The organism is Streptomyces sp. NPDC107454, assembly GCF_055582885.1.
Map to the genome: position 1 here is coordinate 95,209 of NZ_JBVJPA010000017.1, position 24,010 is coordinate 119,218.

Below are 24,010 nucleotides of genomic sequence, written 5' to 3' on the forward strand. Positions count from 1 at the left end.
GGGGCTCAGGGCGCCTTGTGCGCCCGGAGGGGCGCGGTGCCCTCGCCGGTGGTGATCATCGGCGGACCTGCTGCCACGGGTCGGACGCGGTGCGCGGCGGAGTCGGCGGCCGTGAGGTCGGCCCGTCGCGACCGAGGCCGCGCGCGCCGGGACGGGTCGCGCCACGGAGGCGACCGCGGGCCGTCGTGCTTTCGCCGGGGCGAGGGCGTGGGGCTCGGAGCGCCTGCACGGCGACCGCGCAGGGACGGGTCGCGCCGCGCGCGGCGAACCGCGCCCTCTCGCCGCGCCGATGAGACGCCCGGAGCGTGAGGTACGCGCGTGTGCGGCACGCTCCGGGGCCGCCGTGCCGCACGCCCGCGGGAAGCGCATACGCTGGCGTGATGCAGGACGAGTACCGCACAGTGGCCCACGCGGGCGTGCACGAGACCGAGGTCAACCGCTCCCGCTTCCTGTGCGCTCTCGCCCCGGCGGCCACCGAGCAGGAGGCCCAGGAGTTCATCGCGGGCGTCCGCAAGGAGCACGCCGACGCCACGCACAACTGCTACGCCTACGTCGTCGGAGCCGACGCCGCCGTCCAGAAGGCGAGCGACGACGGCGAACCCGGCGGCACCGCGGGCGTCCCCATGCTCCAGATGCTGCTGCGCCGCGACATGCGGTACGTCGTCGCCGTCGTCACCCGCTACTACGGCGGGGTCAAGCTCGGCGCGGGCGGACTGATCAGGGCGTACGGAGGCTCGGTGGGCGAGGCGCTGGACGCCCTCGGCACACTCACGCGCAAACGCTTCCGGCTGGCCACGGTCACGGTCGACCACCAGCGGGCCGGCAAGATTCAGAACGACCTGCGGTCCACCGGGCGCGAGGTCCGTGACGTCCGGTACGGCGAGGCCGTCACGATCGAGATCGGGCTGCCGGACAGCGACGTCGAGCCCTTCCGGGCGTGGCTCGCCGATGCCACGGCCGGGACAGCCGGGTTCGAACTGGGTGGAGAGGCGTACGGGGACGCATAGGCGGGCGGCGCGGACCGATACGGGAGTAGCCGCCCGTGATGTCCGACCCGCCCGTTAGTCTCGGGGATCATGAGGATTCTGCACACGTCCGACTGGCATCTCGGCCGGGCCTTCCACCGGGTGAACATGCTCGATGCCCAGGCCGGGTTCATCGGTCACCTCGTCGCGACCGTGCGTGAGCACGCCGTCGACGCGGTGGTCGTGTCCGGGGACGTGTACGACCGGGCGGTGCCGCCGCTGGCCGCCGTCGAGCTCTTCGACGACGCGCTGCACCGGCTCGCCGACCTCGCAGTGCCCACGGTGATGATCTCCGGGAACCACGACTCGGCGCGCCGGCTCGGCGTCGGCGCCGGGCTCATCGGCCGCGCGGGCATCCATCTGCGGACCGAGCCCTCCGCCTGCGGCACGCCGGTGCTGCTCGCCGACGACCACGGCGACGTGGCCTTCTACGGACTGCCCTATCTCGAACCGGCCCTGGTCAAGGCCGAGTTCGGTGTCGAGAAGGCGGGGCACGAGGCCGTCCTCGCCGCCGCCATGGACCGGGTCCGCGCCGACCTTGCCACGCGCGCGCCGGGCACCCGTTCCGTGGTCCTCGCCCACGCCTTCGTCACCGGCGGGGCGGCCAGCGACAGCGAGCGGGACATCACCGTGGGCGGGGTCGCCGCCGTACCCGCCGGGGTCTTCGACGGCGTCGACTACACCGCGCTGGGCCATCTGCACGGCAGCCAGACCATCACCGAGCGCGTGCGTTACTCCGGCTCCCCGCTGCCGTACTCCTTCTCGGAGGTCGACCACCGTAAGAGCATGTGGCTGGTGGACCTGGGGCCGGAGGGATTCGTGGGCGCGGAGCGGGTCGACTGTCCCGTTCCCCGGAAGCTCGCCCGTGTCCGGGGGCACCTGGAAGACCTGCTCGCCGATCCGCGGCTGGCGCGCCACGAGGAGGCGTGGGTCGAGGCGACCCTCACCGACCCGGTCCGCCCCACGGAGCCCATGGCCCGGCTGACCGAGCGCTTCCCGCACACGCTCAGCCTCGTCTTCGAACCGGAGCGGGCCCCCGAGGACCCGGACGTCTCCTACGCCCGGCGGCTCGCGGGCCGCAGCGAGCAGGAGATCGCGGAAGACTTCGTGGCGCATGTGCGCGGCGCGGGGCCCGACGCCGACGAACAGGCCGTACTGAGGGACGCGTTCGACGACGTCCGTGCCGATGAGTCCGCCCGGGAGGTCGCCCGGTGACCCCGCGTACGCACGACACTCGAGACGCGCCGCGAGACGCACAGCACCCGCAGGACCCGAAGGAGGCCCGATGAGGCTGCACCGCCTGGACATCACGGCCTTCGGGCCGTTCGGCGGTACCCAGAGCGTCGATTTCGACGAGCTGTCGACCGCGGGGCTCTTCCTGCTGCACGGCCCGACGGGCGCTGGCAAGACGTCCGTCCTCGACGCCGTCTGCTACGCGCTGTACGGGGCGGTCCCGGGCGCCCGCCAGAGCGGCCAGGGCCTGACCCTGCGCAGCGACCACGCGGCGCCCGCGACGCGCACCGAGATCACCCTCGAACTCACCGTCGCGGGACGCCGGTTGGAAGTCACCCGGCAGCCGCCCTGGGCCCGCCCCAAGAAGCGCGGCACGGGCACGACCACCGAAAAGGCGCAGAGCTGGCTGCGCGAGTACGAGGCGTCCGCGGCCACCTGGAAGGACCTCAGCCGCTCCCACCAGGAGATCGGCGAGGAGATCACCCAGCTGCTCGGCATGAGCCGTGAGCAGTTCTGCCAGGTCGTGCTGCTGCCCCAGGGCGACTTCGCCCGCTTCCTGCGGGCCGACGCCGAGGCACGCGGCAAGCTGCTCGGCCGGCTCTTCGACACCCACCGCTTCGCCGAGGTCGAGAAGCGGCTCGCCGAGCGGCGCCGGGCCACGGAGGCCGAAGTACGCGAGGGCGACGCCGAGTTGCTCGCCGACGCGCACCGCATGCAGCAGGCCGCCGGCGACATCGTCGAGGTGCTGCCGCCCGCTCTCGCGCCCGGTGAGCCCGGCCTCGCCGACGCCGTCCTGACCTGGGCCGCCGTGGCCCGCAGTACGGCACGCGAGCGGCTGACCCTCGCGCACATCGCGCGTACGGCGGCCGAGTCCGCGCAGGCCGCCACCGACCGCGTACTCGACGACGTACGCGAAGTGGCGCGGCTGCAGCGCAGGTTCACCGAGGCGCGGGAGCGCGCCGCGCGGCTGGCGGAGCGTGCCGACGCCCATCGGGAGGCGCAGACACGGATGGAGCGGGCGCGCAAGGCGGAGACGGTGGCCCCCGCGCTCGATCTGCGCGATGCCGCCGAGGCCGAGCACCGCAGCGCGGCCACGGACGAGGCACGCGCGCGTCTCGCCCTGCCGGACACCTACGCCGGAGCCGGTGCGCCCGGCCTCGTGGCAGCGGCGCGCAAGGCGGCCGAGGAGCTCGGCGGACTGGAGTCGGCCCGCAGGGCGGAGCGCCGGCTCGGCGAACTCACCCGGGAGCGTGCCTCCCTGGACCGCCAGGAGCGTGAGGACGAGGACGTCCGCCAGGACGCCGAGAGCTGGCTCGCCACGTGGGAGGCGACCCGCGCGGAGCTTCAGGCGCACATCGAGTCCGCGCAGGAGGCCACCACGCGCGCGGAGCAGCTCGCCGAGCGGCGCGATCCCGCCCGGGCGCGGCTCAGGGCCGCCCGGCAGCGCGACCAGTTCGCGCGGGACACCGAAGCCGCCCACGCCCAGGCCCTCGCCGCCCGTGAACGCGCGACGGACGCCCGGGTCCACTGGCTCGATCTGAAGGAACAGCGTCTTCAGGGCATCGCCGCGGAACTCGCCGCCGGTCTCGTCGACGGCGAGCCCTGCGCCGTGTGCGGCAGCTCCGCGCACCCCGCGCCCGCGCGCAAGGACGCCGGACACGTCGACCGGGAGGCCGAGGAGCGCGCCCTCGCCGTGTACCAGCGCGCCGACGAACTGGCCACCGAGGACGAGCGCAGGCTCGGCGTCGTACGCGAGGCGCTGGCGGCCGCCGGCGCCGAGGCGGGCGACGCACCGACCGCGCAACTCGCCGTGCAGGCCGAAGAGTTGGAGCTGCGGTACGCCGAGGCGCGGACTGCGGGATCCGGGCTGCATGCCGCGCGGGAGCGGCTCGCGCAGGCGGGACTCGAGCACGAGCGGCGGGTCGCGGCCCAGCAGGAGATCGCGGTGCGATCTGCCGCCCGGGTCTCCCACCGCGACCGGAACGACCGCGAAAGGGCCTCCCTGGAGGAGGAGTTGGTACAGGCGCGGGGTGCCGCCGACAGCGTCGCCGTGCGCGCCACGCAGCTGGAGCGGCGGGCCGCCCTGCTCACGGAGGCCGCCGAGGCCGTGCGGGTGGCCGAGGACACCGCGCAGCGTCTCAAGGACGCCGACGCCCGCCTGTCCGACGCGGCCTTCCGCGCCGGTTTCGACACGCCCCAGGCCGCGGCCGCCGCACTCCTCGACGACGCCGCCCACCGGGACCTCCAACGACGTCTGGACTCCTGGCAGTTGGAGGACAGTGCGGTGCGCGCCGTACTCGCCGAGGCCGACACGGCGGCCGCCGCCGAGCGGCCGGCCGCCGACCTGGCCGCCGCCGAACGGGCCGCCGAGTCCGCCGCCCGACGGCTGCGGGAGACCGCCTCCGCCCAGGACGAGGCCGCCCGACGCTGCACGGAACTGGACCGGCTGTCCACGCGCGCGGGCACGTCCGTACGCCGACTCGCGCCGCTGCGTGCGGAGTTCGACCGGGTGGCACGCCTGGCCGGGCTGGCCGCGGGCACCTCGGCGGAGAACGAGCGCAAGATGCGCCTGGAGTCGTACGTCCTCGCCGCCCGCCTGGAACAGGTGGCCGCCGCCGCGACCGTACGACTTCAGCGCATGTCCTCCGGGCGCTACACCCTCGTCCACTCCGACGACCGCGCGGGCCGTGGCCGCAGCGGGCTCGGACTGCATGTCGTGGACGCCTGGACCGGCCGGGAGCGCGACACGGCGACACTCTCCGGGGGCGAGACGTTCTTCGCCTCGCTCGCGCTGGCCCTCGGTCTCGCGGACGTCGTCACGGACGAGGCCGGCGGGGTGCGGCTGGACACGCTCTTCATCGACGAGGGCTTCGGCAGCCTCGACGACCAGACCCTGGACGAGGTCCTCGACGTGCTCGACTCCCTGCGGGAGCGTGACCGCAGCGTGGGCATCGTCAGCCATGTCGCCGACCTGCGGCGGCGCATCCACGCCCAGCTTGAGGTCGTGAAAGGCAGAACGGGTTCGGTCGTACGGCAGCGGGGCGTCCAGGACTGAGCCGGCGGATCGCCGGGGGATCAGCGGCCCAGGGGGCGCCGGGGGAGCGGCGAGGAGTACACGACACTCGTGGTCACCGAGCCCAGGGTGCCGATCCGGCCGGAGATCTTCTCCAGGTGGCTCATCGAGCGCGCCGCGACCTTGATGACGAAGCAGTCGTCGCCCGTGACGTGGTGCGCCTCCAGGATCTCGGGCGTCGCCTCGACGAGGTCGTGGAACGGCTTGTAGTTGCCGTTCGGATAGCGCAGCCGGACGAAGGCGAGGATCGGCAGACCGAGGCTCTCCGGGTCGACGACGGCCGCGTACCCCTGGATGACGCCCGCCTCCTCCAGACGGCGCACCCGCTCGGTTACCGCGCTCGCGGACATCGAGACGGCACGGGCCAGCTCCGCGAAGCTGGCCCTGCCCTCGCGCTGGAGGACGTCGAGGATGTGCCAGTCGGTGGCGTCCGGGGAATACGCGGTCATGAGCGATGGATAGCAGGGAAAACCCCGGCCGATCAAGAGCGATGCCGTGGATCGCCACTTCAGGAAGAGGATCACCGGCCGTAGATTTCTGGCCAGGAGGTCCCTGTGGGGCCGGTGCCGCGAAGGTGCCGGTTCGGCGGGGCAAGGAGGGAAGGCCGGAGCATGACTGTGACCGTCGGCACCACTGAGACCAGCGCCGTGACCAGGACGAACCCCGTGCTGCGAGTCGCCCCGGCGTCCCCGGCCGTGGCCGTCGCCCACTTCGGCGCGAGCCTCGCCTTCCACGCCGATGTCTCCGACGTCGCCGCCGCGCTCGCGGCGGGCGGCGACCCCGGCTTCGTGGTCCTCGACTCCCGCTCGACCGCGTCCTGGGACCAGGGGCACGTGCCCGGTGCGATCCACCTGCCCACCGCGCTCATCCCCGAGCAGGCCGAGCAGCTCCTGGACAGGTCGGTGCCCGTCGTCACCTACTGCTGGGGACCCGGCTGCAACGGCGCGACCCGTGCCGCCCTCGCCCTCGCCGAACTCGGCTTCCCGGTCAAGGAGATGCTCGGGGGCTTCGAGTACTGGGTGCGCGAAGGCTTCGCGTACGAGACCTGGGAGGGAGACGAGCGGCGCGCCGCGGACCCGCTGACCGCTCCGGTGGACGCGGCGGACTGTGGCTGCTGATCGCTCCTAGGAGCGCGTGAGGCCCGTCGCGAGGCTGACGAACGAGCGGATGAGCGGGCTGGTGTGGGCGCTGTTCCACGCGATGACCAGGTCACTGGGCGGCGCATCCGCCAAGGGGATCACCGTGAGGCCCTCGGGCAGGGGCTGGGAGTGGGCGAGGGGCATCAGTCCGACGGTGTCGTTCCACAGGACCGACTGGAGGCATTCGTGGGCGGTGCGGATGACGGGACCGTCACGGCGCCCGTCGGCACCGGGCGGGCCCGTCCAGAAGGCCTGCCACACCGGGTCCGTGCCCTCCGGGAACCGGAACCAGCGGCGGTCGGCGAGTTCGTCCAGGCGCAGCCGGTCGCGGTCGGCCAGCGGGTCGTCGGCGCGCAGGACCACACCGACCGGGTCCGACCGCAGCACGCGGGTGGTGATGCCGGTGTCGTCGAACGGCGCCCGCGTCAGGGCGACGTCGACGAGGCCGGCCCGCAGTCCGATGGTCGGGTCGGTCAGGTCGGCCTCGCGGATGCGGATGCGCACGGCGGGGTGTTGGTGCCGGTAGGCGACGGCCAGCCGGGTGCCGACCTGCTCGGCGCTGTCGGCGAGGGTGCCGATGGTCAGGGTGGCCGTGCCGGCCGTGGCGGCCACCCGGGCCCGGGCCTGGTCGGCCCGCGCCAGCAGGGTGCACGCCTCGTCGTGGAGGAGGGCCCCGGCCGGGGTGAGGGTGACGCCCGAGGGTGAGCGGCGCAGCAGTTCGCAGCCGAGGTCGGTCTCCAGCTGCTTGACGGCCCGGCTCAGCGGGGGCTGGGTCATGTGCAGTCGCGCGGCGGCGCGGCCGAAGTGGAGTTCTTCGGCGACCGCCACGAAATAGCGCAGGGTCCGCAGCTCCATCATCGCTCCATCGCCGTCCCGAGCCGCTCTCTCGACTTCGCCCAACTGCGACGATACCCGCGCGGTATCGGGTCTGCGAGATCGGTGTTGGACGCCCCCGGACGTCCCGCGCTGGACTGGTGGCTCAGCGCAACACCGAGGAGTCGCAGTGTCTGAGGAAGCGGTGACGACGGATCCCGTCGTGCACGTCGAGGGTGTTCAGGAGCTGGCCCGTGACCTGGTGGTCATCCCCGACCGGCGGGTGCAGCTGGTGCCGAACATCGGCGTCATCGGCGGTCACAGTGCGGTGCTCGTCGTCGAGACCGGCTTGGGCCCGGGCAACGGCGAAAAGGTGCTGGAGTTCGCGGCCGACTATGCCGAGGGACGCCGGATCTACCTGACGACGACGCATTTTCACCCCGAGCACGCCTTCGGGGCGCAGGCCTTCGCCGGGGAAGCGACGTTCCTGCTCAACCGGGACCAGGCCGAGGACCTGAAGGTGAAGGGGCCGGGCTACCTGGAGATGTTCAGGGGGCTCGGCAAGCCGGTCGAGCGCCGGCTCCGGGACGTCGAGCCGGCGCGGCCCGATGTCGTCTACGACCGGGCGTACGACCTGGACCTGGGCGGGCGGGTGGTGCAGCTGCGGGCCACCGGCCGGGCCCACAGCAGGGGCGACCAGGTGGTCAGGGTGCCGGACGCGGACGTCCTGTTCACGGGGGACCTCGTGGAAGCCGGACAGTTCGCCATCTTCCCCTGGTTCCCGCCGTACGACACCGACGTGTCCGGAACCCGCTGGATCGCCGTGATGGAGCGGCTGGCGTCGCAGGCTCCCCGGATCGTGGTGCCCGGCCACGGCGAGGTCGGCGGTGCGGGGCTGCTGGCCGACGTGCGCGACTACCTGCGGCTGCTGCGGGACGAGACGTGGACCCGCCGCGACTCCGCCCTGGATGAGCGGACGATCGTCGAGGAGATCTCGGCGCTGATGATCGAACGGCACCCGGAGTGGGTCGGCCGGGAGTGGATCGAGAAGGGCGTCGGCTGCCTGTGCTCCGAACACGCCGAGCACGCCCCGTAGCTCCGGTACTCGCCGTGCTTGATACGCGGCGGCCGGGCTCGCGGTCGTCGCCGTGAGCCCGGCCGCCGTCGGTGTCCGTCAGAGCCGGGACAGTTCATCCACCAGGTCGTCCAGGCCCAGCGAACCCTGGGACAGGGCCGCCATGTGCCAGGCCTTGGCGTCGAAGGCGGCGCCGTGCCGCTTCCTCGCGTTCTCGCGGCCCAGCAGCCAGGCCCGCTCACCGAGCTTGTAGCCGATGGCCTGACCCGGGATGGAGAGGTAGCGGGTGAGCTCGCTCTCCACGAAGTCCGCCGGACGGCTGCTGTGCGCGCCGAAGAACTCCTGCGCCAGCTCCGGGGTCCAGCGCTCGCCCGGGTGGAAGGGGGAGTCTGCCGGAATCTCCAGTTCCAGGTGCATGCCGATGTCGACGATGACCCGGGCCGCGCGCATCATCTGCGCGTCCAGGTAGCCGAGCCGCTGCTCCGCGTCCTCCAGGAAGCCGAGCTCGTCCATCAGCCGCTCCGCGTACAGCGCCCAGCCCTCGGCGTTGGCGCTGACGAGACCGACGGTGGCCTGGTAGCGCGAGAGGTCGTCGACCACGTACACCCACTGGGCGAGCTGGAGGTGATGGCCGGGGACGCCCTCGTGGTACCAGGTCGAGACGAGGTCGTAGACGGGGAAGCGGGTCTGCCCCATGGTGGGCAGCCAGGTGCGGCCGGGCCGCGAGAAGTCCGAGGACGGCGCGGTGTAGTACGGGGCCGCCGCGCCGCCGGGCGGCGCGATGCGCGACTCCACCTTCCGTACCGGCTCGGCGAGTTCGAAGTGGGTGCCGTCCAGCGCGTCGATCGCCCGGTCCATCACACCCTGGAGCCACGCCTGGACCTCGTCGACACCCTCGATGTGCCTGCCGTGCTCGTCGAGGTGCGCGAGCGCCACCCAGGGGGTCCCGGCGCCGGGCAGGATCTTCTCGGCCTCGGACTTCATCTCCGCGAGGAGGCGGTGGTACTCGGACCAGCCGTACGCGTACGCCTCGTCGAGGTCGAGATCCGTACCGTTGAAGTAGCGTGCCCAGCGCGCGTACCGCTCGCGGCCCACCGTGTTCGGCGCGCCCTCGATCGTGGGCGCGTAGACGTCACGCATCCAGTCGCGCAGCTCCACCAGGGCCTGCGTGGCCGTCCGGGCGGCCGCGTCCAGCTCGTCCCGCACGGCGTCGGGCCCCTCGGACACGAAGTCCTCGAACCAGCCACGGCCCTGCCCGTCCGGGTCCGACCACTCGGTGAGCTGCTCGATGAAGGTCGCGGTGGGGCGCGGGCCCGCGTACAGCTTGCGCTCCAGGCCGAGGGCGAGGGACTCGCGGTACCCCGTGAGGGCGGTCGGCACCGCGCGCAGCCGCTCGGCGAGCGCGGCCCAGTCCTCGTCCGTCTCGGTCGGGGCGATGGTGAACACCTGGCGCACGGAGTGCGCGGCCGTCTGCATGTTGCCGACGGCCCGCAGGCCCTCGTCGGCGTCGTGGACAGCCAGTTCGGCGGTGAGCCGCTCGCGCAGCAGCCGGGCGCAGCGGCGCTCGATGTCGCTGTCCGCCCCCGGCTGGCGCTCCGCCTCGTCGAGCCGGGCGAGCGTCGTCCGCGCCAGCTCCGCGACGGCCTCCTGCCCCGCGGGCGAGGTGTCGGGGAGCTTGTCGGCACTCTCCTTCACACCGAGGTAGGTACCGAGGACCGGATCGAGGGCGATGAGATCGTCGACATACGCGTCGGCGACCTCGCGGGGCAGCGGGCTCTTCGTCTCTGACATGCCGACATCCTCATACGAGGACGGGTGCCGCGTCAGCCCGGTCGGCGGGGCATGGGGCGGGCATCAGCCTGATTTTGCCGACGTCGGGGCCGCGGACGAGGGCGACGGAGGGGAGGGCGGGAGCAAGGGGCCGCAGTCCCACTGCTGGAAGATCAACCGGGTCTCCACCCGGGCCACCTCACGCCGGGACGTGAACTCGTCGAGGACCAGCCGTTGCAGGTCGGCCATGTCCGCGACGGCGACCAGGACGAGGTAGTCGTCGGGCCCGGTGAGGTGGAAGACGGTCCGGGACTCCGGCAGCGCCCTGATCCGCTCCACGAACGGCCCGACCAACTCCCGCCGATGCGGTCTGACCTGCACAGACAGCAAGGCTTCCAGGCCCCGCCCGAGCTTCGCCGGATCGAGGCGCAGCTGATGGCCGAGAATCACCCCAGCACGGCGCAGCCTCGTCACCCGGTCCAGGCAGGTCGAGGGCGCGACTCCGATCTGCGCGGCGAGATCGCGGTACGTCGTCCGTGCGTCGTTCTGGAGCAGCCGCAGCAGATGAAGATCCACCGGATCGAGTACGACAGATTCGGCCATGGCCCGAACGTAACACGGAGTGTGCGTCCGGGACCCCGGCCGGTGTTCAGTCTGCTGTGCATGGAATCCGTGGTGCACGACGCATACGAAGCTCAGGACGACTCCTGCGACCCTCAGGGCGACTCCTACGACGGTCGGGACGACCTCCACGACGTTCGGGGCACCCGTGCCCTCGCGCCGCGTGCTCTCGCCACCGAGGCCGTGCACGCCGGGCGCGAGGACCTCGCCCGGCAAGGACTGCACGCCGCGCCGATCGACCTGTCCACGACCTACCCCTCGTACGACAGCCGCGGCGAAGCCGCTCGCATCGACGCGTTCGCGGCCGACGGCGCCCAGCCGGAGGGCCCGCCCGTCTACGGGCGCCTCGGCAACCCGACCGTCGCCCGTTTCGAGACCGCCCTCGCCCGCCTCGAAGGGACCGAGAGCGCGGTCGCCTTCGCGAGCGGCATGGCCGCGCTGAGCGCCGTACTGCTCGTGCGCGGCGCGCTCGGCCTGCGGCATGTCGTCGCCGTACGGCCCCTGTACGGCTGCAGCGACCACCTGCTCACCGCCGGGCTGCTGGGCTCCGAGGTCACCTGGGTCGACCCGGCGGGCATCGCGGACGCCCTGCGCCCCGACACCGGCCTCGTCATGGTGGAGTCCCCGGCCAATCCGACGCTCGCCGAACTCGACCTGCGCGCCGTGGCGTACGCCTGTGGCTCCGTACCGCTGCTCGCCGACAACACCTTCGCCACACCCGTGCTGCAACGCCCCGCGGAGCAGGGGGCCCGCCTGGTCCTGCACAGCGCCACCAAGTACCTGGGCGGACACGGGGACGTCATGGCCGGAGTAGTGGCCTGCGACGAGGAGTTCGCCCGGGGGCTGCGCCAAGTGCGGTTCGCGACCGGGGGCGTGCTGCATCCGCTGGCCGGGTATCTGCTGCTGCGCGGTCTGTCGACCCTGCCCGTACGGGTCCGGGCCGCTTCCGCCAACGCCGCCGAACTCGCCCGCCGGCTCGCCGCCGATCCGCGCGTCGAGCGCGTCCACTATCCCCGGATCGGCGGTGCCATGATCGCCTTCGAGGTCCACGGCGACCCGCACGAGGTCATCGCCGGGGTCCGCCTGATCACCCCGGCGGTGAGCCTCGGCAGTGTCGACAGCCTCATCCAGCATCCGGCGTCCATCAGCCACCGCATCGTGGCCGCTGACGACCGCCGCGAGTCGGGGGTCGGTGACCGCTTGCTGCGCCTGTCGGTGGGGCTGGAGGACGTGGAGGACCTGTGGGCCGATCTGGACGGTGCGTTGGGGCGGTGACCAGGCAGAGGCCCCGGGCGAGGTGCCCGGGGCCTCCCGGTGTCCGTCCTACTTCCTCTGCCCCTGCTTCTGCTCCTGGTCGTAGGGCAGTCGGGAGGTCACCGGTGTGGCGTCCAGGCGGGCCGTGATGACGAGGGTGCCCTCCTCGATCTGGTAGTCGAGGGGGAGGTCCAGGCCACGCATGGCGGCGACCATGCCGGTGTTGGAGGCCTGCGTGACGGCGTACACGCTCTCGCAGCCCGCCTCGACGGCCATCGTCACGAGTCGGCCGAGCAGTTCGGCGCCGATCCCGCGCCGCTGCCAGTCGTCCTCGACGAGCAGCGCGATCTCCGTCTCGTCGCCGTCCCAGAGGAGATGGCCGAGCCCCACGACGCGTCCCGAAGCCGTCTGCACGGCGAGGGTGCGTCCGAAGCGGGGGCTGAGCAGGTGGTTCAGATAACGGTCCGCGTCACCGACCGGCCCGTGGTAGCGCATGCTCAGCGTGCGCGGGGAGCAGCGCTCGTGCATCGCCTTGGCGGCGGCGAGATCGGAGACGTCGGCGCGGCGCACCGTGATCGCGGGGCCCTCCGGCAGTGTCAGCATGTCCTGGCTGAGCGGGATGCGCGGGCCCAGCCGCGCGTCCAGCTCCACCAACGCCCGCGCCCGAGCGAACTCGGTCGGCGTGAAAGGCAGATACGGCCGTTCCACCGTGATCACCCCACCCTCCGGTGCGCGCAAGCGCATCACCGTGTCTTCCAGCACTCCTTCGACCGGCGCACCCTCTTCCGCCCGGCCCGACCCGGGGGAGCGGGCGGGCAGCGAACGAATGGTGCACCTACCGAGCAACTGCCGGAGGGCGAGCGGAAGTTCCGCGGCGTCCAAAGCCGTGCGCGTGGCCAGTCCCAGGACGCGCGTGGGAGCGTCCACCAGATCGTGGGCGTCGGCCCGTTCGATCCACGTCCCGGTGCCGCCCGCCAGCGAGACGGCGCGGGTGATCTCGGACGCGTCCAGTTCGACGGGTGCGCGCAGCAGGAACTCGTCGACCGTGCCCTCGGCGAGCGGGTGGGTCTGCAGGCTCAGGATGTCGACCCGCTGGTGGGCCAGTGCCACGCACAGCGCGGCCAGCGAACCCGGCTCGTCCTTCACCGTCGTCCGCATCCGCCACAGGACGGTCTCTCCCGTGACGGCCTCCGCCGCCGCCGTGGCCCGGTCGGCCTGCCCGGCCTCTCGCCCCACGGCGAGGGTCCGGGCACCGGTATCGCCCGCGGGCGGCGCGTGACCGTGGCGGCGTGCCCACCATGTGTGGAATCCGGCCGTGGCCACCAGGACCACGGACGAGATCACCAGCAGGGCCGGGCCGTCGGGGCCGTGTCCGATCAGGTTGGCGACGGCGTCGGCGACCGCGACGGCCGTGAACAGCGCGGCGAGCTCGACCACGTCGCGTCGCCAGTGGTGGACGGGGCGTCCGTGCTTCGCCCGGGTCACATCAGACATGTCTGGAGTCATGCAACCACTGTGAAGGAATGGTGTTGCGTGATCACGAACGGTCTGTGACTGATCGGTAAAGTGTCGTTCTATCCTTTTTGCGGTTCTTTTTGCCCTTGTTTTGCCTGTCTCGGATCACCTGGCTTACGTGCCTGGTCACAAGAGCGGCCGCGCACCGGGGGATGACTCCGGTGCGCGGCCCGACCCTTCCAGGGTACGGGAGTTGGGCGCCGTTACTGACCCACGCGCCCCGGCTGCAACGCCTGTGTGAACAGCACGGTGCCGTCCAGGTCACGCAGCCGCACCGTCAGCTCCCCGCTGTCGCCGTCGATGTCGACCTCGCCGAAGAACTGGTAACCGTCCGCAGGCGAGACATTGGCGGTGGCGGGAGCCTTGACGAAGACCCGGTCGGGACCGAAGGTGCCGTCCAGCGCGTTCGCCTGGAAGGCGCCCGCGTTGAGCGGTCCGGAGACGAACTCCCAGAACGGCTCGAAGTCCTTGAAAGCGGCCCGCGAGGGGTCGTAGTGCTGTGCCGAGGTGTGGTGGACGTCGGCCGTCAGCCACACGGTCCCGGTGATCCGCCGGTGCTTGATGAACCGCAGCAGCTCGGCGATCTGCAGCTCGCGGCCGAGCGGGGCTCCCGGGTCGCCCTGGGCGACGGCCTCGATGTTCGGCTTGCCCTCGACCGGGTCGGGCACGACCAGGCCCAGCGGCATGTCGGCGGCGATGACCTTCCACACCGCGCGCGACGCGGCCAGCTCGCGCTTGAGCCACTCCAGCTGCTCGCGCCCGAGGATGCCCTGCGGGTCGGTCGTCTGGTCGTCGGGCGAGTTGGCGTTCCGGTAGGTCCGCATGTCCAGGACGAACACGTCCAGGAGAGGGCCGTGGTGGACGGTCCGGTAGATCCGTCCGTCCGGGCGTCCGCTGATGGTGGAGATCGGGAAGTACTCCGAGAACGCCCGCCGGGCACGGACGGCCAGGTCGTCGAGTTTCGTGCCGGCCGGGTAGGGGGTGCCGGTCCCGATGACCTCGCCCGGGTACCAGTTGTTGCGGACCTCGTGGTCGTCCCACTGGACGATGTTCGGAACGCGGGCGTTGAACCGGCGCAGCGCCGAGTCCAGCAGGTTGTAGCGGAAGTTGCCCCGGTAGTCGGCCAGGGTGACCGCGACGTGCGACTTCTCCTCGGTGGTGATGTTCCGGTACAGGCTGCCGTCCGGAAGCGGCGCCGTGGCGGAGATCGGGCCGTCGGCGTAGATGTTGTCGCCGCTGCACAGGAAGAAGTCCGGGTCCAGCTTCGCCATGGCGTCGAAGATCCGGTAACCGCCGATGGACTCGTTGATGCCCCAGCCCTGTCCGGCCAGGTCACCGGACCAGACGAACCGGACGTCGTGGCGCCGCTTCGCGGGCGCGGTGCGGAAGGTGCCGGTCACCGGCTCGCCCGTACGGCGCGGGTCGTCGGGGTCGGCCAGCCGCACGCGGTAGTGGATCTGCTCGCCGGAGGGCAGTTCGCGCAGCCGTGTCGTACCGGTGAAGTCGGAGTCCGCGCCGAGCAGCGGACCGTGCCATCTGCGGGGGTTGCGGAACGACTCGGTCGCGGACGTCTCGACGATCATCCGGGCGGGGCGGTCCGAGCGGACCCACACCAGGCCGGAGTGCGCGCTCACGTCCCCGGCCTGGACGCCCCACCCCGCCTCGGGCCGCCCGGACAGCGCGAACGCCGGGGCCGAGCCGAGTGCGGTGGGCAGGGCCAGGGCCGCGGAAGCGGCGAGGGATCCGCGCAGGACGCCGCGGCGACCGGGGAGGGGAAGAGGGCTTTGCGGGCGGTGTGACATGAATGCGCCTCCAGGGACGGAGTCGACGGAGTCGGCCGATGTGCCTAGCCACAACTACGGGTGCGCCGCAGCGCGCACGGAAACCACAAGTGAACAACTGGCCCCGCCGGCAAGGGCAGCGACGTCCGCCTCCGACCGCGCACTCCCACGGATGCTCCGGCCTTCCCCCGCAGACGGACGCCCCCTCAGCGGTCAGGCGCGCAGCGCCTGCGCCATCAGACGTACGCCGTCGCGGATCCGCGCGGGGGACTGGTGGGCGTAACCGAGCACCAGCCGTACGCCGGCACGCTCGACCGCCCGCCCGTAGTCCGTCAGCGGACGCACGGCCACCCCCGCCGCCCCGGTGCGCTCCAGGAAGTACTCCGGCGGCCCGTACCGCCCGGGCAGCGCGGCGATGACATGCAGACCCGCCGAGATCCCGGACATCTCGGTACCGGGAAAGTGCTCCTCCAGGGCGGATATGAGGGTGTCGCGCCGTTCCCGGTAGGCGCGCTGGCAGCGGCGCAACTGCCGGTCGTAGTCGCCCCGTTCCACGAAGCGGGCCAGGAGCGCCTGGTCCACGACGGGGTTCCCCAGATCCATGGTGCGCTTGCGCTCGACGACCTCCTCGGCGAGCGCCGCCGGGACGAGCAGCCAGCCGAGCCGCAGCCCGGGCGCGAGCGACTTGCTGACCGACCCCGTGTAGGCGACGCGCTCGGGATCGAGCCCTTGAAGCGCCCCCACGGGAGCACGGTCGTAGCGGAAGTCCCCGTCGTAGTCGTCCTCGACCACCAGACCGTCCACCGAGCGGGCCCAGTCGAGGAGTTCCGTGCGGCGCCGCGCCGAGTAGGCGATCCCCGACGGGAACTGGTGGGCGGGCGTGGTCACCACCGCCCGTACGCCCGACTCCTTCAGCGGCCCGGTGGCCAGCCCTTCGTCGTCCAGCGGCAGCGGTACGGCGTCGAGGCCGGCCGAGGCGTAGAGGGTGCCGTGCTCCGGGCTTCCGGGGTCCTCGACGCCGATCGCGCGTACCCCGCGCGCGTGGAGCACGAATCCGAGCAGGGTCGTCGCCTGCGCGACCCCGGAGACCACGATGACGCGCTCCGGGTCCGCGACCACGCCGCGGCGCCGTGCGAGCAGTTCGGCGAGGGCGGTGCGCAGCCGGGGCAGACCGCGCGGATCCGGGTAGCCGAGCGCTTGGTGGGGCAGTTCGGCGAGGACCCCGCGCTGGGCGGCCGCCCAGGCGGCGCGTGGGAACAGGGACAGATCCGGTGTCCCGGGAAGGAAGTCGGCGCGGGCCCCGGCGGGGCGCGGTGCGAGGTCACGCGCGCGCGGGTGGGCCGCCCGGGCAGCGCCGCCGACCCAGGTCCCCGCGCCCCGGTCGCTGCGCAGATACCCCTCCGCGGTCAACTGCTCGTACGCCTCGGTGACCAGCCCCCGCGACACCCCGAGGTCGGCGGCGAGCTCGCGGCTGGACGGCAGCCGGGTGCCCGGAGCGAGCCGCCCCGTGCGGACCGCCTCGCGCAGCGCGGCCTGCAGAGCGCGCCCACGCGCGCGTGCCTGTGCCGCGGCGGCCGGCACGAGAAGTTCCCATGCGGGCCCCGACGGCGTCATCTCCCCGGCGGCTCCCGACGGCGTCATGTGGTCCCCGATGGCGTCATGAAAGTGGACCTTAAACCGGACCGCCGCCCTTCGTAGCGTCACCGTCATGAACACCACCACCCTCCGCGGGTCGCTGCTCGCCGCCCTCGCCTGCGTCCTCGTCGGAGGCTCCTTCACCGCCAACAGCGTCCTGGGCCACTACCCGTACGCGGGGGGTCAGTTCCTTCGCTACGGTCTCGCCTGCGTGCTGCTCCTGCCGCTGGTCGGACGGGGTGGCACGGCACCGCTGCGGCGGCTGGCGGTACGCCGGTGGGGGCGCCTCGCGCTGCTCGCGGCCGTCGGCATGGTCGGCTTCAACCTCGCCGTGATCGCCGCCGAACGCACCGCGGAACCAGCTGTTCCGGGCGTCTTCGTGGGCTGCGCCCCCGTGCTCGTGGCCGTGGTCGTCCCCCTTCTTGAGGGCCGGCGGCCCCGACGTCCGGTCCTGTACGGGGCGTCGCTCGTCGCGGTGGGCGCCTTCACGGTCCAGGGCTGGGGCCGCACCGACGGCACGGGGATCGCGTACTGCGTGTGCGCGCTCGCGGGCGAGGTGGGCTTCGCGGTGCTCGCCGTACCGGTGCTGCGCCCGCTCGGGCCCCGGCTGCTGTCGGCCACCGTCTGCGGGATCGCCGCGGTCGAGTCGGCGGTGGCCGGGATTCTCGCCGCGCGCCTCACCGGCGGCGCGTGGCTGCGGATGCCGGACACCACCGAGGCCGCCGCGCTGGTGTGGCAGGCGGCGGTCGTCACGGTCGTCGGCTTCGTGTGCTGGTACATGGGCATGCAGCGCATCGGCGCGGAGCGCGCCACGCTTTTCTCCGGGCTCATCCCCGTCGCCGCGGCCTGCACGGCGCCGCTGGTCGGCACGGGCACGTACGGCGGCGCGCAGGCCGCGGGCAGCGCCCTGGTCGGCGCGGGCGTCGTCCTGGGCTCCGGCGCGTGGCGCCTCACCCGGCGTCGGTCAGCGGCTGCCGTCGAGGATCACACGGGCGACGAGCGCAGGGTCGTCGTTCATCGGGACGTGACCGCAGCCCGGCAGCCGCACCAGCCGGGCTCGGGGAATGATGTGCTTGGCCCGGATCCCCTGGCGGCGCACCAGCAGCCGGTCCCGGGTGCCCCAGGCCACGGTGACCGGCAGCCCCGGGATGTCGTCCGTGAACTGGACGCCGGTGCCGGCCCGGAGGGTGTCGGCGAAGCCCTCGGCGCGGGCCAGCGCGAGGGTCTCGGCGACCACGGCCTCGGGTGAACGGCGGCCGGGCCGGGCGTAGATGGTGCTGGTCAGGGCGGCCCGCCCGGCCGCCGAGCGGGAGAGCCGCTCGATCACCGGGAGCGGCAGGCGCCGCGCGCCCTGCCGCATCGCGAGCAGCACACCGAAGGCGTAACGCCGCTCGACCGGCGACCAGAACCCGGCGGGCGAGATCGCGGTGACGGACCGTACGAGCTTCTCGCGGCCCAACTCCAGGGCCAGCAGGCCGCCCAGGGAGTTGCCTGCCACGTGCGGACGCTCGATCTCCAGCGCCTCGCACAGCGCGCCGAGCGCGGGCACCACCGTCCCGAGGTCGTGCCTGAGCCCGTCGGGCAGCGCCGGGGACTCGCCGAACCCGGGCAGGTCGACGGCTATCACCTCGCGTTCGGCGGCCAGGATGTGCACGACCGGGTCCCAGGCCTGCCGGTGGTGGCCGATGCCGTGCAGCAGGAGCAGCGGTTCGCCGGTGCCCCCGCGCGCGTAGGACATGGTCACGGTCCGCGGACCGTGCGCGGAGGGAAGGCTGAAGGAGACCGTGGCGGACATGATGCTGCTCCTCTTCTGGTGGCACGTTGAGGCACGTTGACGAACCGTCTTCGTAGACAGCTTGTCAGCAACTGCTACCGACGGGTAGCCCCCGGTCGCCACGAGACCGACGCGTTCACCGGCGCCGTCTGGACACGGTGGGACCTGCCGGGATGGGATGGAGCCGTGACCATCGACACCGCGACCGAGGTCTTCGAAGAGCACCGCCACGTCCTGATGGGCGTCGCCTACCGCATGCTGGGACGGGTGGCCGACGCCGAGGACGTCGTCCAGGAAGCCTGGCTGCGCTGGTCCGGCGCCGACCGCACCGAGGTGCGCGAACCACGCGCCTACCTGGTGCGCATCACCACCCGGCTCGCCGTCGACCGGCTGCGCCAGGTGCAGTCGCGCAACGAGGCGTACGTGGGACCGTGGCTTCCCGAGCCGTACCTCACCGACTTCGGGGACACCGCCCCCGACACCGCCGAGCGGGCCGTGCTCGCCGACTCCGTCTCGCTCGCCGTCCTCGTCGTCCTGGAGTCCCTGTCACCCCTGGAACGCGCGGTGTTCGTCCTCAGAGAGGCGTTCGGTTACCCGTACGCGGACATCGCCGCCGTCCTCGACCGGGGCGAGCCGGCCGTGCGCCAACTCGCCGGACGGGCGCGCAAGCACGTCGAGGAACGACGCCCGCGCTACGAGGTCGACCCGGCCGAACGCCGCGACCTGACCGAGCGGTTCCTCGCGGCGGCGGCCGGTGGAGACCTGGAGGGGCTCATGTCCCTGCTGGCCCCGGACGTCCGTCTGATCGGCGACAGCGGCGGACTGTCCAAGGCGCCGCTGCGGGTCATCGAAACCGCCGACAAGGTGGGCCGTTTCCTGTACGCCATCGCCCAGCAGGGTGTTCCCGACCCGTCGTACCGCTCCCTGGAGCTCAACGGAGGCGCCGCGCTCCTCGTCCTCTCCGGCGACAAGCCCGACAGCACCGTCCAGCTGGATGTCGTGGACGGCCGGATCCAGTGCGTCTACATCGTGCGCAACCCCGAGAAGCTGGTGTCCCTGGGCAACCAGTAGCCCCTGCGGTCCCCTCATGCCCCTCGAAAGCCCCCGTTTTCTGGACGGGGGCTTTCGACGTCGTGTCACGGACATCACCCCGCGCGAACGCCCTGTGAACGCTGCGCGGCAGGGCGCCTCCGCAATCCGTAAGGGATCGAGGATTGGTCTTGACCAAGGGTGGGGGCGGCCCTATGGTCGCAGAGATAGTGCAAGAACCTTTAATAAACAAGGGCGCTAAAACGCCGCCGGGCCACGGCGATTGCGGAGGACAGGGTGGGGACCACGCAGCTGGAAACGGTGCCGGAGCCGAAGTACTGGCATCTCAAGACGGTGCTCACCGAGGCATTGGACTCGGAGTTCTCCGTGGGCGAGGTCCTGCCCAACGAACGCGACCTCGCGGCCAGGTTCGGCGTCGCTCGCGCCACGCTGCGCCAGGCGCTGGAGCAGCTGGAGCTCGAAGGGCGACTGCAGCGCCGCCGCGGGGTGGGCACGACCGTCGCGCCGCCGCGCGTGGGCGTGGCCGTCGGAACCGAGCAGCATGTGTGGCCGGGCGCGGTCGGCGACGCCTGGCGGCCCGTGGACTGCGCGGTGGCGGTCCCGCCCGCCGCGGTGGCCGATGTCCTGGAGACGGGCCCCGACGACCAGGTGCACACGATCCGCCGCTCCCGTGTGACGCACGGCCAGCCGGTCGCCGCCGAGCTGCTCTACATCCCGGCGTCCTCGGTGCCCGGCCTCTCCGCGATCGACGCCCCGTCGGGGGCGCCCCTCGCCCGTGCGGTGCTGCGTGAACTGCAGCACCTCGACCTGGAGGGCCAGGACCGCGCCGTGGAGCTCGGCTCGGCCCGTGCGGACGACGCCAAGGAGCTGGACCGGCTGCCCGGGGCGCCCGTCCTCGTCGTCACGACCCGTTACTTCGCCGAGGGGCGCACCGCCGCGGTCTCCGTGGCCACGTACCGCGCCGACACCTGCCGGCTGACCTTCGGCGACTCCGGCGGCGTGGAGATCCACCACGACCCCGAGCGCCGGGCCTCCTGAGCCGCGGCCGAGGTCTCAAGCCGTCACGCCCCGCGACACTCCGGGGTGTGACGGCTTTCCCGTACCCGTGAGACTGCGGGTCAGCGGCGTGCGGTCACGGTCCCCTCCACCGCGAACAGCTGCTCCTCCACATGATCGAGGGCCAGCCGCAGGGCGCCCGTCGCGACGGCCGCCTCGCCCAGCAGGGAGAGCGCCACCTTGGGCGGGCGCAGACAGTAGCGCGCCAGCTCGCGCCGCAGCGGTTCCAGTACGCCGTCCAGACCGGCCGCCCAGCCGCCGATGACGACCAGCTCCGGGTCGAGGGCGAGGACGAGGGCCGCCACGTCGTGCACGAGACGCTGGATGAAGCGGTCGACCGCCGCGCGAGCCCGCTGGTCACCGCCCTTGGCCAGCGCGAAGACCTCGGCGACGGCCTGCTCGTCGAGCGGGTGCAGCGGCTCGTCCGTGGTCGACAGCAGCGTCTCGGGAGTGGCTCCGCGGCCGAGCAGATGGAGCGCCCCGATCTCCCCGGCGGCGCCGCCGTATCCCCGGTGCAGCCGTCCGCCGATCAGCGAACCGGCCCCCGGACTCAGCCCGGCCAGCACGAACACCACATCGTCCGACTCCGTCGCCGAGCCCTTCCAGTGCTCGGCGACCGCTGCCGCGTTGGCGTCGTTCTCGACGAGCACCGGGCATTTGAAGGAACGGTTCAGCCGGTCGCCCAGGCGCAGCCCCGTCCACTCGGGCAGCGCCGTGCCCAGGCGCACGGTGCCGTCCGCCTCGACGATCCCCGGGCTGCCCACGCCGACCGCACGCAGGGAACTGCGCGCGACACCCGCGCGGCGCAGCAGATCGGCGACCGCCGTGCGCAGCCGTTCCAGCCGCTCGTCCGCCGACGCGGTCTCGTCCACTTCCTTGGACATGGCGCCCAGCACCCGGCCGTCCAGATCGGCGAGGAGCCCGGCGACGCGATGGGGACCGATCTCCAGGCCCAGCAGATGGCCCGCCTCGGCCCGGAACCGATACCTCCGCGCCGGACGGCCCTGACGCCGTGCCGCGCCCTCCTCGGCCGCCTTCTCGACCACGAGCCCGGCCTCGATCAGGCCTTCCACCACACCCTCGACCGTGGGCCGGGACAATCCGGTCACCCGGGTGATCTCGGTCAGCGTCGCGCAGTCCGTGGCACGCAACGCGTGCAGCACCACCGCGGAATTGATCCTTCGCAGCAGAGAGGGGTCCCCGCCGGTCAACCGCCCCAACGTCCGTCCTCCTAGCTCGTGCGCGTGTTGGCCGGATCGTACTCGGCGCGGCGCGCCCCGGCGAGAGCCGGGGACCTCCTTTGCTACCGACCGGTCGCTTCGGCCACCGGCGGACCGCCGTTTCAGCCGGGGGCCACGAACCCCGACTCGTACGCCGCGATGACCGCCTGCGTACGGTCCCGGGCTCCCAGCTTCGCCAGTACGGCGCTGACATGCGACTTGACCGTCTCGGTCCCGACGATCAGCCGCCCGGCGATCTCCGCGTTCGACAGCCCCCGGGCCATCAGCCGCAGCACCTCCGCCTCCCGCTCGGTCAGCGCGGCCCGCTCCATGGCCGCCCGCGCCGCCGGATTCCCGCCGCCGTCCCCGTACTCGGCCGCCAACTGCCGTACGGACGCCGGGAACAGCAGCGACTCGCCCTCCGCGACGAGCCGCACGGCGTGCACGATCTCGGCGGGCCTGGCCCGCTTCAGCAGAAAGTCGTCGGCACCCGCGCGCAGCGCCTCGTAGACGTACTCGTCGTTCTCGAACGTGGTGACGACGAGGATCTTCGGGGGATCGCTCACGGTCCGCAGGACCGCGCGCGTGGCCTCGATGCCGTCCATGAGCGGCATGCGGACGTCCATGGCGACGACATCCGGCCGCAGCCGCCGCACGAGCGGGATCACCGCGGCGCCGTCGGCCGCCTCTCCGACGACCTCGATGTCGGGCTGCGCCTCCAGGACGGCCCGCAGACCCGCGCGGACGAGCGGTTCGTCGTCGACGAGGAGAACGGTGACCGGCATCCGGCCAGCGTAGATCAGCGCAACGGCAGCTCGACCCGCACCTGCCAGTCACCCCTGTCCGGCCCGGTCCGCGCCCGCCCGCCGAGCAGCGCCGCCCGCTCCCGTATGCCCCGCAGGCCACTGCCGCGGCCCGGCCCCGGCATCCCGGCCGTCAGCGGATTGCGAACCTCCAGGCCCAGAGTGCCGTCGTCGACCGCGATACGGACCCGCACCGGCACGCTCCCCGCGTGCCGCAGCACGTTGGTCAAGGACTCCTGGAGGATGCGATAGCCCTCGCGGGAGACCGGTCCCGGCACGGTCTCCAACGCACCCGTCACCTTGGCGTCGACCTTCGCGCCCGAGCCGCGCGCCGACTCCAGGAGCCGGTCGGCCTCGCTCAGCGTGGGTCGGCCGCTCGCGGGGCGCCCCGCCTCGCGCAGCACACCGAGCACGCGCTCCAGGTCCTCCAGGGCGGCCCGGCCGGTGTCCTCGATCGCGAGCAGCGCCCGATCGGTGAACCCGGGGTCGCCGGCCGCCCGTGCCGCGCCCGCCTGCACCACCGCCACGGTCAGCGCGTGCCCGATCGAGTCGTGCAGCTCACGGGCGATGCGCGTGCGTTCCAGAAGCTGTTCGGTGCGTTCCTCCAGGGCGGCGAGGCGCTCGGCGGGGGAGGGGCCCAGCAGGCGGCGGGCGATGAGCGTGACCAGCTCGCCGAGGCCGACGACCGCGCCGTACAGAGCGAGCAGCGGCACGGGTACGAGCAGGGCGCAGGCCCACGGCGGGGGCGACAGGGGCAGCAGTGTGATGTCGACGGGGCGACCGCAGGCGGCCCCGGCCAGTTCGATCGCGGTCACCGGCAGCCAGACGGTGACGCCCGTCGCCACCGCCCCCAGGCCCATCCGCACTTCGAGCCACAGCACGGTCCGCAGCCGGTCCCGCCAGGTCGCCGACGGCGCGACCGAGATCGCCGCGTCCCGGTCGCCCCGCTCCCGCGGCTCGTCCGGCGCCAGCATGTACCGCGCCTGCACGCCCTCGCCCCGCCGCACGGCCGGGACCAGCCCCAGCGGGATCAACAGCACCGCGGGCACCCACGGTCTCGACATGTCGATGAACAGCCACACACTGACGAACAGCATCGGCACCCACAGATGCAGCAGGCGCGTGTAGGTGGTCCCCAGGAACAACGGGCGCAGAAAGCGGGCCATCGCGCCA

General features: G+C 73.0%; 19 protein-coding genes and 1 pseudogene. 9 read left to right on the forward strand and 11 right to left on the reverse strand.

Annotated elements, in window-relative coordinates; genetic code table 11:
* Nucleotides 1-380: 380 nt before the first annotated feature.
* The 3 genes from ACZ69M_RS37920 (at nt 381) to ACZ69M_RS37930 (ending at nt 5,313) form a co-directional block, all read left to right on the forward strand.
* Nucleotides 381-1,007 (forward strand): YigZ family protein, encoded by a 627-nt coding sequence (locus tag ACZ69M_RS37920; RefSeq protein ID WP_470057212.1) that lies wholly within the window; start codon nt 381-383, stop codon nt 1,005-1,007.
* Nucleotides 1,008-1,076: 69 nt separating this feature from the next.
* Nucleotides 1,077-2,240, forward strand: a complete 1,164-nt coding sequence (locus tag ACZ69M_RS37925) for an exonuclease SbcCD subunit D (RefSeq protein ID WP_470057213.1) — start codon at nt 1,077-1,079, stop codon at nt 2,238-2,240.
* Between the two features lie 70 nt (nt 2,241-2,310).
* A complete protein-coding gene (locus tag ACZ69M_RS37930; RefSeq protein ID WP_470057214.1) occupies nt 2,311-5,313 on the forward strand; it encodes an AAA family ATPase in 3,003 nt (1,000 codons plus the stop codon).
* 20 nt (nt 5,314-5,333) lie between these two features.
* Here the strand turns inward: ACZ69M_RS37930 and ACZ69M_RS37935 are convergent, their stop codons facing one another.
* Nucleotides 5,334-5,780 carry an Lrp/AsnC family transcriptional regulator gene (locus ACZ69M_RS37935; RefSeq protein ID WP_470057216.1) on the reverse strand — a complete coding sequence of 149 codons (447 nt, stop codon included), beginning with the start codon at nt 5,778-5,780 and terminating at the stop codon, nt 5,334-5,336.
* A 162-nt stretch (nt 5,781-5,942) separates the two neighbouring features.
* Between ACZ69M_RS37935 and ACZ69M_RS37940 the strand changes: the two genes are divergently transcribed.
* Nucleotides 5,943-6,449 (forward strand): rhodanese-like domain-containing protein, encoded by a 507-nt coding sequence (locus tag ACZ69M_RS37940; RefSeq protein ID WP_470057218.1) that lies wholly within the window; start codon nt 5,943-5,945, stop codon nt 6,447-6,449.
* Between the two features lie 6 nt (nt 6,450-6,455).
* Here ACZ69M_RS37940 and ACZ69M_RS37945 read toward each other — a convergent pair whose 3' ends face one another.
* Nucleotides 6,456-7,325: a LysR family transcriptional regulator gene (locus ACZ69M_RS37945; protein ID WP_470057220.1), complete on the reverse strand. Its 870-nt coding sequence runs from the start codon at nt 7,323-7,325 to the stop codon at nt 6,456-6,458.
* A 148-nt stretch (nt 7,326-7,473) separates the two neighbouring features.
* Between ACZ69M_RS37945 and ACZ69M_RS37950 the strand changes: the two genes are divergently transcribed.
* Nucleotides 7,474-8,379, forward strand: coding sequence for an MBL fold metallo-hydrolase (locus ACZ69M_RS37950; RefSeq protein ID WP_470057222.1), 906 nt, complete (start codon nt 7,474-7,476; stop codon nt 8,377-8,379).
* A gap of 78 nt (nt 8,380-8,457) precedes the next feature.
* Here the strand turns inward: ACZ69M_RS37950 and ACZ69M_RS37955 are convergent, their stop codons facing one another.
* A complete protein-coding gene (locus ACZ69M_RS37955) occupies nt 8,458-10,149 on the reverse strand; it encodes a DUF885 domain-containing protein (protein ID WP_470057224.1) in 1,692 nt (563 codons plus the stop codon).
* Between the two features lie 63 nt (nt 10,150-10,212).
* Nucleotides 10,213-10,731, reverse strand: coding sequence for an Lrp/AsnC family transcriptional regulator (locus ACZ69M_RS37960; protein ID WP_470057226.1), 519 nt, complete (start codon nt 10,729-10,731; stop codon nt 10,213-10,215).
* On the opposite strand from ACZ69M_RS37960, the gene ACZ69M_RS37965 reads away from it, so the two are divergent.
* Complete coding sequence (locus ACZ69M_RS37965) at nt 10,693-12,024, forward strand: trans-sulfuration enzyme family protein (protein ID WP_470057228.1); 1,332 nt, start codon at nt 10,693-10,695, stop codon at nt 12,022-12,024. The two genes, ACZ69M_RS37960 and ACZ69M_RS37965, sit on opposite strands and share 39 nt — an antisense overlap.
* Nucleotides 12,025-12,072: 48 nt before the next feature.
* Here the strand turns inward: ACZ69M_RS37965 and ACZ69M_RS37970 are convergent, their stop codons facing one another.
* From ACZ69M_RS37970 to pdxR, 3 genes are all read right to left on the reverse strand, one after another.
* Nucleotides 12,073-13,497, reverse strand: a complete 1,425-nt coding sequence (locus tag ACZ69M_RS37970) for a GNAT family N-acetyltransferase (protein WP_470057230.1) — start codon at nt 13,495-13,497, stop codon at nt 12,073-12,075.
* A 224-nt stretch (nt 13,498-13,721) separates the two neighbouring features.
* Nucleotides 13,722-15,320: an alkaline phosphatase D family protein gene (locus ACZ69M_RS37975; protein ID WP_470057231.1), complete on the reverse strand. Its 1,599-nt coding sequence runs from the start codon at nt 15,318-15,320 to the stop codon at nt 13,722-13,724.
* Between the two features lie 192 nt (nt 15,321-15,512).
* Nucleotides 15,513-16,940 (reverse strand): MocR-like pyridoxine biosynthesis transcription factor PdxR, encoded by a 1,428-nt coding sequence (pdxR, locus tag ACZ69M_RS37980; RefSeq protein WP_470057233.1) that lies wholly within the window; start codon nt 16,938-16,940, stop codon nt 15,513-15,515.
* Between the two features lie 67 nt (nt 16,941-17,007).
* Here pdxR and ACZ69M_RS37985 point away from each other — a divergent pair.
* Nucleotides 17,008-17,853: pseudogene (locus tag ACZ69M_RS37985) on the forward strand (DMT family transporter); the annotation flags it as partial.
* A gap of 45 nt (nt 17,854-17,898) precedes the next feature.
* On the opposite strand, the gene ACZ69M_RS37990 reads toward ACZ69M_RS37985, so the two are convergent.
* Nucleotides 17,899-18,729 (reverse strand): alpha/beta fold hydrolase, encoded by an 831-nt coding sequence (locus ACZ69M_RS37990; RefSeq protein ID WP_470057235.1) that lies wholly within the window; start codon nt 18,727-18,729, stop codon nt 17,899-17,901.
* Nucleotides 18,730-18,894: 165 nt separating this feature from the next.
* Between ACZ69M_RS37990 and ACZ69M_RS37995 the strand changes: the two genes are divergently transcribed.
* Together ACZ69M_RS37995 and ACZ69M_RS38000 are read left to right on the forward strand one after the other, a co-directional pair.
* Nucleotides 18,895-19,779 carry an RNA polymerase sigma-70 factor gene (locus tag ACZ69M_RS37995; protein WP_470057237.1) on the forward strand — a complete coding sequence of 295 codons (885 nt, stop codon included), beginning with the start codon at nt 18,895-18,897 and terminating at the stop codon, nt 19,777-19,779.
* Nucleotides 19,780-20,034: 255 nt separating this feature from the next.
* A complete protein-coding gene (locus ACZ69M_RS38000) occupies nt 20,035-20,796 on the forward strand; it encodes a GntR family transcriptional regulator (protein ID WP_470057239.1) in 762 nt (253 codons plus the stop codon).
* An 80-nt stretch (nt 20,797-20,876) separates the two neighbouring features.
* Here ACZ69M_RS38000 and ACZ69M_RS38005 read toward each other — a convergent pair whose 3' ends face one another.
* The 3 genes from ACZ69M_RS38005 to ACZ69M_RS38015 form a co-directional block, all read right to left on the reverse strand.
* Nucleotides 20,877-22,034 carry an ROK family transcriptional regulator gene (locus ACZ69M_RS38005; RefSeq protein WP_470057241.1) on the reverse strand — a complete coding sequence of 386 codons (1,158 nt, stop codon included), beginning with the start codon at nt 22,032-22,034 and terminating at the stop codon, nt 20,877-20,879.
* 122 nt (nt 22,035-22,156) lie between these two features.
* Nucleotides 22,157-22,819, reverse strand: coding sequence for a response regulator transcription factor (locus ACZ69M_RS38010; protein ID WP_470057243.1), 663 nt, complete (start codon nt 22,817-22,819; stop codon nt 22,157-22,159).
* A gap of 14 nt (nt 22,820-22,833) precedes the next feature.
* Nucleotides 22,834-24,003, reverse strand: coding sequence for a sensor histidine kinase (locus tag ACZ69M_RS38015; protein WP_470057245.1), 1,170 nt, complete (start codon nt 24,001-24,003; stop codon nt 22,834-22,836).
* Between the last annotated feature and the right edge of the window lie 7 nt (nt 24,004-24,010).